Below are 13,058 nucleotides of genomic sequence, written 5' to 3'. Positions count from 1 at the left end.
TCGTTTCAATTTCTTATAATAAAGTCCCCACCACGCGGCGGGGGGGTTTTCTCCCCCCCCCCCGCCGGCGATTGAGCATGCCCGTCCGGCAGGACTTTCGGGAAGGGGCGGGGCGGGGAGAAGGACCCCCGCGCCTCAAGCGGTCGGTGTTGTGGTGAGTGGGCCGCTTGCCGTGTCCGAGGTGTCCGGCGTCGTCGGGGGCGTTGTCGTCTCCGGAGGCGTTGTCGTGGCCGGCGGCGGGCTCGATGTCGGGGGCGTCGTCGGCGGCGTCGTGGGTGGCTTCGTCGGGGTCTTGGTCGGGGGCTTGCTCGGGGACTTCGTGGGCGACTTGGTCGGCGACTTCGTCGGGTCGTCCGGGGTCTTGGAGCCGCTCGGCGAGCCGGAGGGCCCGTCGCTCGGCGCGCTCGAAGGCGTCGGGTCGTCGGCCGTGCCGAGGACTCCGTCCTTGCCGGGGTCGGTCGGCGCCGCGCTCGTCCTGCCGCCGTCACCCGCCTCGTCGGCCCCGAGGTCCCCACCGTTCTCCCCCGCCGTCGCCGACGGTTTCGTGTCGACCTTGTCCGACGGCGGGTCGTCGTTGCCCGATGTCGCGCCGAGCGTGACGACCGTGCCGAGCACCGCCGCGAGCAGCGCACCCGCGCCCGCCGCCACCATGTTGCGCCGGGCGCCGCCGGCCACCGATTTGCGCGAGGGCGCCTTGGCTCCGAGAACGGTCGGGGCGGGCGGTGCGGGCGGCACGCCGGCCGGCCGGGCCACCAGGGTGTCGGGCTCGACCGGCGCCTCGGACCGCGCGTACGCGGGGACGCCGCCGGGCGGCGAGGCCGACTCCTCGGACATCGCGTCCGGGACCTCCTCCCCCGCCGCCGTACGTCCACCGGGCAGCGCGCCGCCCGAGCGGTCGGCGACCAGGGCGAGGGCCCTGCGCCCGGCGATCGTGCCGCGCTTGTCGGCGACGGCGCCGCGCAGCGCGATGGAGGCCTCCAGCTCGACGCGGGCCCGGTCGAGCTGCCCGCCGAGGAGCGCGAGGATGCCCAACTCGTGGTGGAAGTACGCCTCTTCGCCCACCTGCCCCGTGGAGCGCGCGGCTTCGAGGCCCGCCCTGAGGGCGCGCTCCCACGCGCTCCAGACGAGCCCCGCGGCGAAGGCGGGCGCGGCCGCGCGGGCCAGCTTCACGCACGCTTCAAGGGTCGCCGTAGCGGCGAGCGCGGCCAGCACCGCGTCGGTCTCCGCCGCCACCCGCTCGGGCCCCACGGACGGGTGCGCGGCCCACCAGGCGTAGTGGTGGGCGGCGGTGCGCCCGCGTCCGGCGACGTCGGAGCCGTAGCCCGCGGCCTCCAACTGCGGGCGCACTCCGGCCGCGAGGCGGTAGCGGCCGCCGACGGGCGTGACGAGCGCGCAGGAGACGAGTTCGGCGAGGGCCGCGTCGGCGTGCGTGTCACCGACGAGCGCCGGCAGGTGCGCCTGGTGCGGGATCTCGCCGCCGAGCGCGACCGCGAACTCCAGCGTGGCGCGCGCGGACGCGCCGAGCCGGGACGCGAGCAGCGCGGCGGGCGCCGCGGCCTCGGCGAGCGCGGGCAGCGGCACGTCGTGCCCGTCGGCGGCGTCGAAGGGCGCGTCGACGGGGGCCGCGTCGGGACCCTCGTAGTATCCGAACGCGTCGAAGGCCTCGGGGTCGGTGCGGAGTTGGTCGCGCTGCCTCAGCAGGGCGCCCGCCTGGACGAACCGGAGCGGCAGGCCCTCGGACTCGAACCAGAGGTCGGCGGCCCACTGCGCCTCCTCGTCGGTGAGCACCCGGCCGACGGCCCGCTCCAGGAGTTCCTGTCCACCGCCGCGGCCGAGCCCCGCGAGGAAGACCTCCTCGACGTGCGAGTCGGCCGACGGAGCCGGCACGTCGGGCGTCGCGGACAGCAGGAAGGCGCACTCGGGCGTCGCTTCGAGGAGTTCGTCGAGCGCGGCGCCGCCGAATTCCAGGTCGTCGAGGACGACGACGGCGCCGATCTCGTGGACGAGTTCGAGCAGCAGTGCGCGGTCGGGGCGGTGCTGCGGCGCCTTGTGGACCGCGCCGAACAGCCCGTACAGCAGATCCTCGACGGAGCGCCGGTGGCCGCAGAGGCGGACGACTCCGTCGGGCGCGATGTCGGCGCAGTCCTCGGCGATCTGGTCGAGCAGCGCCGTGCGTCCGGCTCCCGCGGGCCCTGTGAGCCGTACGGAGCGGCCGCGCGCGAGGAGTCGCACCAGCCGCTCCCGCTCCTCCTGGCGCTCCAGGAGCGGCAGTTGCGGCTGTGCGGGTCCTGGCGGCAGCGGTGGCCGGGCGGCGCGGGCGAGCGCCGCACGCTCACCGGCGTCGTACCTGGTGGGCCGGCCCGGGCGCTCGCCGGGCGGGCAGGACTCGATCTCGCTGCCGTCCACGGGATTGACGGTCAGCAGGTGGTCGCCCGAGACCAGTTGCACGGTGCGGGCGAGCGCGGGTGACGCCTGGCCGTAGTCAGGTGTCAGGGGGTCGCGCGGCTGGCGTTGTCGCGCCTCGCCGTCCCCTGTCCCGTCGTGCCGTTCCTGGCTGGAATCTTCCGGTCCCCGGTTCATCGGGTCCATCGTCAATGCCCCCCAATAGCGTGGTGCGCCGCTTGCCCCTCCCGGCCTGTGCGCACCGCGCTGTCGCTCCGTTCAGTATCTACGAAACCGGGAGGTACCGCGCCGCCCGAGACGTCACAGTCTCGTGAGGATTGTCGGCGGTTCCCGCCGGAATGACTGGTTTCAGACGCGCGGCAGGGATTCGACGCCGATGCCACCTTCGATGGCCAGGATCCGGTGCAGTCTGGTGGCGACGAGCAGGCGCTGCATCTGGGGCGGCACGCGGCGCAGCACGAGCCGGCGTCCGCAGCGGCCCGCGCGGCGGTGGGCGCCCATGATGACGCCGAGGCCCGTCGCGTCCCAGGAGTCGAGTTCGGACAGGTCGAGCACCAGATCGCCGATTCCGTCATCGACGGCGGTGTGCAGGACCGTACGGGCGTCCGCCGCGCTGCGGACGTCGAGGCGGCCCCCGACGACCAGCTCGACGTGGTCGCCCCTGATGTACATATGCGCTCCCCGTGGGAAATACAGAAGTGCTCGGCGTGGTCGGAGTACGCGACTGCTTCTGAGCCGGTACTCAGCTGTTCATGTGATCCGGGTGATCTGGGTATGTCACTGCAACTGACGGGCCGTGGGGGCCGAAAGTTGCCGTCTGTAAGCGAACCGATACCGAATTCACCCCGACGGGTGACATGGCATCAGCTGCATGGTCAAGCGTGCTTGTAGAAGCCCTGCCCGCTCTTACGGCCGATGTCACCGGCGTCCACCATCCGGCGCATCAGCTCCGGTGGCGCGAACTTCTCGTCCTGCGACTCGGTGTAGATGTTCTCGGTCGCGTGCAGCAGGATGTCGACGCCCGTCAGGTCGGCGGTGGCGAGCGGCCCCATCGCGTGACCGAAGCCCAGCTTGCAGGCGACGTCGATGTCCTCGGCGGTGGCGACCCCCGACTCGTACAGCTTCGCGGCCTCGACGACGAGGGCGGAGATGAGACGGGTCGTCACGAACCCGGCGACGTCCCGGTTCACCACGATGCAGGTCTTGCCGACGGATTCGGCGAACTCCCGCGCGGTGGCGAGTGTTTCGTCGCTCGTCTTGTAGCCGCGCACGAGTTCGCACAGCTGCATCATCGGCACCGGCGAGAAGAAGTGCGCGCCGACGACGCGCTCCGGGTGTGCGGTGACCGCCGCGATCTTGGTGATCGGGATGGCCGAGGTGTTCGAGGCGAGCACCGTGTCGTCCCGCACGATCTTGTCGAGCGCGCGGAAGATCTCGTGCTTGACCTCGAGCTTCTCGAAGACGGCCTCGACGACGACGTCCGCGTCGCCCGCCGCGTCCAGGTCGGTGGTCGCGGTGATGCGGCCGAGGGCGGCCTCGGCGTCGGCGGCGTCGAGTTTCCCCTTGCCCACGAACTTCTCGTACGAGGCCTTGATGCCATCGGTGCCGCGCGCGAGCGCTTCGTCGGTGACGTCGCGCAGTACGACGTCCCAGCCCGCCTGGGCGGAGACCTGCGCGATGCCCGACCCCATGAGGCCGGCTCCGATGACGGCGAGCTTCCCTGCCACGTACGTCCCCTAACCGCGTGTCCCGCGCGACCGTTCAAACCACTGTTTACGTTGCTCTCCGGCGGACACTAGCGCCCGTGAGCGGCCGTGTGACCGCTAAGAGATGCGCGTCACGTCTCGAATGACGGACATCACACTGACACTGATCAGTGATCGATCATCCGTGCCCATCAGGCGTCACGGACGGCGTAGTTGAGCACCTTGCCGCTCAGAAGTTCCTCGATCTCGTCGAGCTCGTCGAGCATCTCGCGGGAGACTTCGGCGGGGGTGCCGCCCTCGACCATCCGGCGCCCGATGTGCGCCATGACGGTCTGGTGGACCCAGCCGATCTGACCCGCAATCAGGTCCGGCAGCGCGTCGTCCGCGTCGGCGCCGGTCTCCTCCCGCAGCGTCTCCACCAGGTTGTCGTGGACCTCCTGCTGGATGGCCCACAGGCGGGAGCGCAGGGCGGGGGCGGCGTGCACCACGCGCATGAACGCGCTGTAGCCGTCCATCAGGCCGACACGCGGCGAGACCGACTCCACCTCCTCGCGCAGCTCCCGCAACACGGCCGCGGCGGCGGACTCCCCCGGCCCGCGCCCACGCACCCAGCGGGACATCCGGTCGACGACCCCGGCGGACCGGTCGAGGAACAGGTCCTCCTTCGCCGGGAAGTAGTTGTAGACGGTGTTCACGGAGACGTTCGCGGCGTCCGCGATCTCCGCGACGGTCACCGCGTCGAAGCCGCGCTCCAGGAACAGCCCGGTCGCCACGTCCGAGATGTACTGCCTGGTCTGCCGCTTCTTCCGCTCCCTGAGCCCTTCTGTCATGGGCCGATTCTACGGGTTTGCTGGCCTCGCTGAAATTTTGGGGGCGTTGCAAAATTTCATCGACTCTGTTTTTCTTGGCCGCATGGCAGTCATCAGCACGTCCGGGCTCGCCCGGACCTTCACCACCAAACGCGGCCCCGTCGAGGCCGTCCGCGGCATCGACCTGCGCGTCGAACCCGGCGAGATCCTCGGCTTCCTCGGCCCGAACGGCGCCGGCAAGACCACCACCCTGCGGATGCTCACGACGCTGCTCGCGCCGACCGGTGGCGCGGCCACCGTCGCGGGGTGCGACCTGGCGGGCGATCCGGCGGGGGTGCGACGCGCGGTCGGGTACGTCGCCCAGTCCGGGGGTGTCGATCCGAACGTCTCCGTACGCGAGGAGCTGGTCACGCAGGGCCGCCTGTACCGCCTGACGAAGCCTCAAGCAGCCGCGCGGGCCGAGGAGTTGGCGGCGGATCTCGGCCTCACCGACCTCATGGAGCGCAAGACCGCCGCGCTCTCCGGCGGTCAGCGGCGCCGCCTTGACATCGCGATGGGGCTCGCGCACCGGCCGACGGTGCTCTTCCTCGACGAGCCGACGACAGGGCTCGACCCCGGCAGCCGCGCCGACCTGTGGGACCTGGTGCGGCGGCTGCGCGACACGTACGGCACGACGGTGTTCCTGACCACGCACTACCTCGACGAGGCGGATGCGCTCGCGGACCGGATCGTCGTGGTGGACAAGGGAGTTGTGGCGGCCGACGGCACGCCGAGCGCGCTGAAGCTGGCGCACGGCGGATCGATCGACGCCTCCCTCCAGGACACCTTCCTGGCCATCACCGGGCGCGGCCCCTCGCCCGTGGACACGACCCCCGTGGCGGTGTGAGCGCGATGAAGACCCTGCTGTCCGACACCGCCCTGATCTTCGGGCGGTACGCCCGCCAGACCCTCTCCTCCCGGTTCCAGATGCTGTTCGGCATCCTGATGCCGCTGCTGTACCTGGTGTTCTTCGGGCCGCTGCTCACGGAACTGCCGATCGGTTCCCACGGCAGTTCCTGGCAGATCCTGGTGCCGGGGCTGCTGCTCCAACTCGGCCTGTTCGGAGCCGCGTTCTGCGGTTTCGGCATCATCGTCGAGAAGAGCTACGGGGTGGTGGAGCGGATGCGCGTGACGCCCGTCAGCCGGGTCGCGCTGCTGCTCGGGCGCGTCCTGCGGGACACCGCGCTGTTCCTCTTCCAGGCGGTGCTGCTCGTGCTCGCCGCGCTGGCCATGGGCCTGCGCGCGCCGCTCGCGGGCATCCTGATCGGCTTCGCCTTCGTGGCGCTCCTTACGGTCTCGCTGGCCTCCCTGTCGTACGCGCTCGCCTTCAAGGCGCGTACGCCGCAGGAGTTCGGGCCCGTCATCAACGCGGTCACCATGCCGTCGATGCTGCTGTCGGGCCTGATGCTGCCGATGGCGCTCGCGCCGGGGTGGCTGGACGTGCTCTCGCACATCATGCCGATCCGCTACCTGGTGGACGCGGTGCGGGACGCGTACGTCGGCCAGTACGCGACGGCGAACATGCTCTACGGGGTGCTGGTCGCGCTCGTCTTCGCGGGGCTCGCCGTGACGGTGGGCACACGCGGCTTCCGCCGGGCCTCGGCGTAACTACGCTGGTCGCATGGTCAATCTGACGCGCATCTACACCCGTACCGGAGACAAGGGCAGCACCGCCCTCGGCGACATGAGCCGCACCGCCAAGACCGATCTGCGGATCTCGGCGTACGCGGACGCCAACGAGGCGAACGCCGTGATCGGCACGGCCGTCGCGCTCGGCGGCCTTGAAGAGGAGGTCGTGAAGGTGCTCGTGCGCGTTCAGAACGACCTCTTCGACGTCGGGGCCGATCTCTCCACCCCGGTCGTCGCCGAGCCCGAGTTCCCGCCGCTGCGCGTCGAGCAGTTCTACATCGACAAGCTGGAGGCGGACTGCGACCACTTCAACGAGCAACTGGAGAAGCTCCGCTCCTTCATCCTGCCGGGCGGCACCGCGGGCGCCGCGCTCCTGCACCAGGCGTGCACGGTCGTACGGCGCGCGGAGCGGTCGACGTGGGCCGCGATGGAGGTCCACGGCGAGACGATGAACCCGCTCACGGCGACCTACCTCAACCGCCTCTCCGACCTGCTGTTCATCTTGGCGCGGATCGCGAACAAGGAGGTCGGGGACGTGCTGTGGGTGCCGGGCGGCGAGCGTTGAGGCCGTAGGGCTCTAGCCCTTGTTCGTCGTCACCGCCGGGGCCTTCTTCGGGAAGACCGTGTAGCTCAGCGCGATGATCACGTTGAGCGCGATCAGGAAGAGCATGCGTTCCTGCCACTGACCGAGCGAATCGGTGGCCCCGTCGGTGCCCACGTACCAGATCGCGGCCTGCAAGAGGCCCATCGCGATGGCCGCGGCGAGGATCCAGCGGACCGCCAGCTTCCACTCGTGGATCGCGCGCGGCACCCCGTACTTGGGCGTCGACGGAGGCGGGCCGCCCGCGAAGCGGTGGGCGACGCGGACGTCGGCCCACTGGATCGTGTAGTGGCCGAGGGCGACGGAGTAGCCGATGTAGACCGCGGCGAGGCCGTGCTTCCAGTCCGGTTCGGCGCCGTTCTTGAGGTCGATGGCCGTGACGACGAGCAGCACGACCTCCAGGAGCGGCTCGCACAGCAGCACCGCGACGCTCGCGCGCGGCATCTTCGCCCAGTAGCGCAGGGCGAGTCCTGCGGCGAGGAGCACCCAGAAGGCGACCTCGCAGATGACGATCAGCGTGACGATCACGGTGGGCTCCTCTCGTTTCCCCTTCCCCGCTTCAAGCCTCCCTGCCGGGCGGCGCGTGATCGTCGTCGTACATGACGAAGTGGGACTGCATCCTTCGATGTAGTGCCGCGAGGGCGTGGCTCGTCCCGCCGCACCATGGCAGGACCGCTCCGGCCGTGTTGGATGGAGGCATGCAAGCCGCCGCTCCGCTCCGTCCGCACCGCGACGACGTGCGCATCGCCGTCGGCGGACTGCTCGGCGGGCTCGCGCTGTGGGGCATCGGCCTTCCGATGAACGGGGGCCGGCCCCTCGGCGAGACGTGGGCGCTCGTCCCCCTCGTCGTCATGGCGGCCCTGGAACCGCTGCGCCGCACCCGGCCTCGCCTCGCGGTGATCGTCGGCACGGTCGCCGTGATCGCCGACCAGTTCACCGACGGCAATCTGGCCACGGTGCTGATGTTCACCGACCTGATGTACGCGGGCGCGCTGTACGGCACGCCGGCCGCCGCGCGCCGCCTCCCGGTGGTCACCGGCCTGCTCACGGTCGCCGTCACGCTGAGTTTCGTGGCGTGGTGGCGGCGGCCCGAGGCGGTCCTGATCGGCGTCGTGACCGGGCTCGTGTCGTTCGCACCCGCGGCCACCGGCATGCTGGTCCGCGGCCACCGCGAGGCCGCGCAGGCGGAGCGGCTGCGGGCCGAACAGACCGCGCTGCTCGCCGAGCTCGACCGGACGCAGGCGGTGACCGCGGAGCGTGCCCGGATGGCCCGCGAGCTGCACGACATGGTGGCGAACCACCTCTCGGCGATCGCGATCCACTCCACGGCCGCGCTCTCCCTCGACGACGAGGACACCACGCGTACGGCGCTCAAGACGATCCGCGAGAACAGCGTCGACGGCCTCGCCGAGATGCGCCGCCTCATCGGCATCCTGCGGGACGCGGGCGAAGACGCCGAGCCGGTCGCCGCGCCCACCCTGGCGGGCCTCGGCGCCCTCGTCGAGCAGGCCCGCACGAACGGCCTCGACGCCCGGCTGACCGTGTCCGGCGCCGTCACCGGACTGCCCGCGCCGGTCGAACTCGCCGCCTACCGCATCGTCCAGGAATCCCTCACGAACGCGCTCAAGCACGCGGCGCCCGGCCCGGTCACGGTGGCCGTCGACCGCTCCGACACGCGCGTCGAGGTGCGGGTCGACTCCCCGTATGGGGACCGGGACGGGCCGCGCGCGCCGGGCTCCGGAGCCGGGCTCGTCGGGATGCGGGAGCGGGCGGCGCTGCTCGGCGGCACGTTCGACGCGGGACCCGACGGCGACGCGGGTGAGTGGCGAGTGCTCGCCGCCCTGCCGCTGCACACCGAAGGAGGAGACCCCGCGTGACCCCCGTGACGCCCGTGATCCGCGTGCTCGTCGCCGAGGACCAGTCCGCCGTACGGGCCGGGCTCGTGCTCATCCTGAACAGCGCGCCCGACATCGAGGTCGTCGGCGAGGCCGAGGACGGCGAGCGGGCGGTGGAACTCGCCCGCGAACTGCGGCCCGACCTGGTCCTGATGGACGTACAGATGCCGCGGCTCGACGGCGTTTCGGCCACCCGCGCGGTGGTCGCCGAGGGGCTGGCGGACGTGCTCGTGCTGACCACCTTCGACCTCGACGCGTACGTCTTCGGGGCGCTGCGCGCGGGCGCGTCCGGGTTTCTGCTCAAGAACACGGACGCGAAGGACCTGCTCGAGGGCGTGCGGACGGTGGCGCGCGGCGAGGGGATGATCGCGGCGGCCGTCACGCGCCGGCTCATCGCCGAGTTCGCCGCGGGGCCCGGCCGCACCACCGCTCCCCCGGAGCTGGAGACCCTGACGCGGCGGGAGCGCGAGGTGCTCGACTGCCTGGGCGAGGGGCGGTCCAACGCGGAGATCGCGGTGCGGCTCGACATGGCCGAGGCCACGGTGAAGACCCATGTGAGCCGCCTGCTGGGCAAGTTGAACCTCCGCAGCAGGGTGCAGGCGGCCGTGCTGGCACAGGAAGTTGGCCGAAAGCCGTGATTGGTTTAGACCTTGACCGATGGTCCAGACCTTTCTATTCTCGCGGCACTGCGGTGAGCACACCCCCCACTCCGGTGCTCATGGGCGTCGCAGGGTTCCACCCCCTAACGAACCCCGGACCACCCGAGGAGCACCGATGCGCTCAACCCATGTCCCCAGACAGCGACTTCGGCACAGATCCACCGCCGTCCTCGCCGCTCTCGTCCTCCCCGCCGCCGCCCTCGTCGGCCTGGCCACCCCGTCCCACGCCGCCGCCGCGGCCACCGCCGTCACCGCCACGTACGCCAAGACCCAGGACTGGGGCAGCGGCTTCGAGGGCAAGTGGACCATCAAGAACTCCGGTACCACGAGCGTGAGTTCATGGGCCGTCGAGTGGGACTTCCCCTCCGGTACGAAGGTCACCTCCGCCTGGGACGCGACCGTCACCAACTCGGCCGACCACTGGACCGCCAAGAACCTCTCCTGGAACGGCTCCCTCGCGCCCGGCGCCTCCGTCTCCTTCGGGTTCAACGGCTCCGGCTCCGGCGCCCCCACGGGCTGCAAGCTCAACGGTGCCTCCTGCGACGGCGGCGACGTGCCGGACGACAAGGCACCCACCGCGCCCGGCACCCCGACCGCCTCCGGCGTCACCGACACCTCGGCGAAACTGACCTGGTCGGCCGCCACCGACGACAAGGGCGTCAAGAACTACGACGTCCTGCGCGACGGCTCCAAGGTCGCGACGGTGACCGGCACTTCGTACACCGACACGGGGCTCAAGGCCGGCACCGACTACTCGTACACGGTGCAGGCCCGCGACACCGCCGACCAGACGGGCCCGGTCTCCGGCTCCGTGAAGGTGCACACCACGGGCGGCGGCACGGACCCCGACCCGGGCACCGGCGGCAAGGTGAAGCTCGGCTACTTCACCGACTGGGGCGTATACGGCCGCCAGTACTACCCGAAGAACCTGGAGACCTCCGGCTCGGCCGCGAAGGTCACGCACATCAACTACGCCTTCGGCAACGTCCAGGGCGGCAAGTGCACCATGGGCGACTCCTACGCCGACACCGACATGGCGTACACGGCCGCCAACTCCGTCTCCGGGCAGGCCGACACCTGGGACCAGCCGCTGCGCGGCGCCTTCAACCAGCTGCGCCAGCTGAAGGCCAAGCACCCGAACCTCAAGGTGATCTGGTCCTTCGGCGGCTGGACCTGGTCCGGTGGCTTCGGTGACGCCGCGAAGGACCCGGCCGCGTTCGCCGACTCCTGCTACAAGCTGGTCGAGGACCCGCGCTGGGCCGATGTCTTCGACGGCATCGACATCGACTGGGAGTACCCGAACGCGTGCGGCCTGAGCTGTGACACGTCCGGGCAGGACGCGCTGAAGAAGCTGTCGACGGCGCTGCGTTCGAAGTTCGGTTCGCAGAACCTGGTCACGGCGGCGATCACGGCCGACGCGTCCTCCGGCGGCAAGATCGAGAAGAACGACTACGCGGGCGCGGCCCAGTCCCTCGACTGGTACAACGTCATGACGTACGACTTCTTCGGCGCGTGGGACGCCAAGGGGCCGACGGCCCCGCACTCCCCGCTCACGTCGTACTCCGGGATCCCGCAGCAGGGGTTCAACTCCGCCGAGGCGATGGCCAAGTTGAGGGCGCAGGGGGTGCCGGCGGCGAAGCTGCTGCTCGGGATCGGGTTCTACGGGCGTGGCTGGACGGGTGTCACGCAGAAGGAGCCGGGGGGCACCGCGACGGGGCCCGCCGCCGGGACGTACGAGCAGGGCATCGAGGACTACAAGGTCCTCAAGACGAAGTGCCCCTCGAACGGCACGGTGGCCGGGACGGCCTACGCCCACTGTGGCTCGGACTGGTGGTCCTACGACACGCCGGCGACGATCGGGTCGAAGATGAGCTGGGCCAAATCCCAGGGCCTGGGCGGCGCGTTCTTCTGGGAATTCTCAGGCGACACGTCCAACGGTGAACTGGTCACAGCCATCGACTCCGGCCTGAAGTAACCCCCTGACGGAAGCCGGGCCCACGGGAACGCCCCCCCCGTCGGCCCGGCTTCTCCATGCATCTCCCCGCCCCGCCCCTTCCCGAAAGCCCTCAAACGCCGGGCGGGCTCAAAAGACTGCCCTCAAACGCCGGGCGGGCTGGGTATTTTCCGGGCTCCATTTTGGAGCCTGTCCGGCGATTGAGGACATCTTTGGAGCCCCGCCGGCGTTTGAGGCGCCGGGTCCGGGGCGGAGCCCCCGGGGGGTTACGCCACGTTGACGCGTTGGCCGGGAGGGGCTGCCTCAAGCCATGCGAGGAAACCGGTGAGCGCGTCCTCGCTCATGGCCAGTTCCAGGCGCGTCCCGCGGTGCGTACACGCAAGGACGATCGCGTCGGAAAGGAGCGCGAGCTCCTCCTCGCCGTCCGGAGCGCGACGCCCGGTGACCTCGATCGCCGCCCGCTCCAGCACCCGCTTCGGACGAGGCGCATACGAGAAGACCCGGAACCACTCGATCCGGTCCCCGTTGTAGCGGGCGATCCCGTAGCCCCACCCTTTACCGGAGACATCCACCGCACCGGGCGCCGGCGCATCCCACCGCAACGAGCAGTCGAACGTACCGCCGGACCGCTGGATGAGCCGCCGCCGCACTCCGAAGGCGACAAGCCCCACCACCACGAGTACGACGATCGCGACTACGCACAGCACGAGAACGAGGACCATCTGCACCGACCTCCTCGCTTCTCGACCGATAACGAAACAGCAAAACAGTTGTAGATCGCTTCAGCCGCGACCTGGTCCGGAGATTATCTCCGGCCCGGGCCGCGGCTGAGGTACATCATGTGGCTCGCTGGATTCAGCGCGCCGCCACCGTACGGAGTCGCACGTCGGCGCGACGCTCGGCGGACGCGTCGGCGTCCGACTTCGCGCGCTCCAGCGCCCGCTCCGCCCGCTGGGCGTCGATCTCGTCCGAAAGCTCGGCGATCTCGGCCAGCAGAGACAGCTTGTTGTCGGCGAACGAGACGAAACCGCCGTGGACAGCCGCCACGATCGTCCCCCCGTCCGTCGTACGGATCGTCACGGGGCCCGACTCCAGCACACCGAGCAGCGGCTGGTGACCGGGCATGACGCCGATGTCGCCGGACGTGGTACGCGCGACGACCAGGGTGGCCTCGCCGGACCAGACACTACGGTCCGCGGCGACGAGCTCGACATGCAGCTCAGCAGCCAAGGTGGGCTCCTCGGGTCACCACCCGGCGGCATCCGCTGCCGGGTGTCGGTTCAAAGTCTAGTGGGCGGGGACTCACGCGATCTCGCCGCGGCCCCGGGAAATCAAGATGCGCACCCACACTCCCCACCCGCGA

The 13,058-nt window shown here is 70.9% G+C and carries 13 protein-coding genes; 6 read left to right on the top strand and 7 right to left on the bottom strand.

What is annotated here, in order from left to right; translation table 11 throughout:
- Window positions 1-135 precede the first annotated feature (135 nt).
- From ABT004_RS33565 to ABT004_RS33550, 4 genes are all read right to left on the bottom strand, one after another.
- Entirely contained in the window at window positions 136-2,589 is a 2,454-nt protein-coding gene (locus tag ABT004_RS33565) for an ATP-binding protein (RefSeq protein ID WP_351344598.1), read from the bottom strand.
- A gap of 162 nt (window positions 2,590-2,751) precedes the next feature.
- On the bottom strand, window positions 2,752-3,075 hold the full coding sequence (locus ABT004_RS33560; RefSeq protein ID WP_326016603.1) for an STAS domain-containing protein: 324 nt from the start codon (window positions 3,073-3,075) through the stop codon (window positions 2,752-2,754).
- A 203-nt stretch (window positions 3,076-3,278) separates the two neighbouring features.
- On the bottom strand, window positions 3,279-4,130 hold the full coding sequence (locus ABT004_RS33555; RefSeq protein WP_351344594.1) for a 3-hydroxyacyl-CoA dehydrogenase family protein: 852 nt from the start codon (window positions 4,128-4,130) through the stop codon (window positions 3,279-3,281).
- 170 nt (window positions 4,131-4,300) lie between these two features.
- A complete protein-coding gene (locus ABT004_RS33550; RefSeq protein WP_351344591.1) occupies window positions 4,301-4,939 on the bottom strand; it encodes a TetR/AcrR family transcriptional regulator in 639 nt (212 codons plus the stop codon).
- 82 nt (window positions 4,940-5,021) lie between these two features.
- On the opposite strand from ABT004_RS33550, the gene ABT004_RS33545 reads away from it, so the two are divergent.
- The 3 genes from ABT004_RS33545 to ABT004_RS33535 are packed head-to-tail and all read left to right on the top strand — an operon-like array spanning window position 5,022 to window position 7,151.
- A complete protein-coding gene (locus tag ABT004_RS33545) occupies window positions 5,022-5,804 on the top strand; it encodes an ABC transporter ATP-binding protein (RefSeq protein WP_351344588.1) in 783 nt (260 codons plus the stop codon).
- Window positions 5,805-5,809: 5 nt separating this feature from the next.
- Window positions 5,810-6,565 (top strand): ABC transporter permease, encoded by a 756-nt coding sequence (locus ABT004_RS33540; RefSeq protein WP_351344604.1) that lies wholly within the window; start codon window positions 5,810-5,812, stop codon window positions 6,563-6,565.
- Window positions 6,566-6,578: 13 nt separating this feature from the next.
- Window positions 6,579-7,151, top strand: coding sequence for a cob(I)yrinic acid a,c-diamide adenosyltransferase (locus ABT004_RS33535; protein ID WP_351344585.1), 573 nt, complete (start codon window positions 6,579-6,581; stop codon window positions 7,149-7,151).
- 12 nt (window positions 7,152-7,163) lie between these two features.
- Here the strand turns inward: ABT004_RS33535 and ABT004_RS33530 are convergent, their stop codons facing one another.
- On the bottom strand, window positions 7,164-7,715 hold the full coding sequence (locus tag ABT004_RS33530) for a hypothetical protein (RefSeq protein ID WP_351344582.1): 552 nt from the start codon (window positions 7,713-7,715) through the stop codon (window positions 7,164-7,166).
- Between the two features lie 170 nt (window positions 7,716-7,885).
- Here ABT004_RS33530 and ABT004_RS33525 point away from each other — a divergent pair, with 170 nt between their 5' ends.
- From ABT004_RS33525 to ABT004_RS33515, 3 genes are all read left to right on the top strand, one after another.
- The gene (locus ABT004_RS33525) at window positions 7,886-9,064 is read left to right on the top strand and encodes a sensor histidine kinase (protein ID WP_351344579.1); all 1,179 of its coding nucleotides are present in this window, start codon (window positions 7,886-7,888) and stop codon (window positions 9,062-9,064) included.
- Window positions 9,065-9,078: 14 nt separating this feature from the next.
- A complete protein-coding gene (locus ABT004_RS33520; protein ID WP_351344601.1) occupies window positions 9,079-9,720 on the top strand; it encodes a response regulator in 642 nt (213 codons plus the stop codon).
- A 136-nt stretch (window positions 9,721-9,856) separates the two neighbouring features.
- Entirely contained in the window at window positions 9,857-11,716 is a 1,860-nt protein-coding gene (locus tag ABT004_RS33515) for a glycosyl hydrolase family 18 protein (RefSeq protein WP_351344576.1), read from the top strand.
- 245 nt (window positions 11,717-11,961) lie between these two features.
- Here ABT004_RS33515 and ABT004_RS33510 read toward each other — a convergent pair whose 3' ends face one another.
- Both ABT004_RS33510 and ABT004_RS33505 read right to left on the bottom strand, forming a co-directional pair.
- The gene (locus ABT004_RS33510) at window positions 11,962-12,417 is read right to left on the bottom strand and encodes a DUF2550 domain-containing protein (protein ID WP_351344573.1); all 456 of its coding nucleotides are present in this window, start codon (window positions 12,415-12,417) and stop codon (window positions 11,962-11,964) included.
- Window positions 12,418-12,550: 133 nt separating this feature from the next.
- Window positions 12,551-12,925 (bottom strand): F0F1 ATP synthase subunit epsilon, encoded by a 375-nt coding sequence (locus ABT004_RS33505; protein WP_351344571.1) that lies wholly within the window; start codon window positions 12,923-12,925, stop codon window positions 12,551-12,553.
- Between the last annotated feature and the right edge of the window lie 133 nt (window positions 12,926-13,058).

Origin of the sequence: Streptomyces sp. NPDC002790 (assembly GCF_040295505.1) — a bacterium.
Taxonomy (GTDB): domain Bacteria; phylum Actinomycetota; class Actinomycetes; order Streptomycetales; family Streptomycetaceae; genus Streptomyces.
This window is presented reverse-complemented; position numbering and strand designations above follow the sequence as displayed.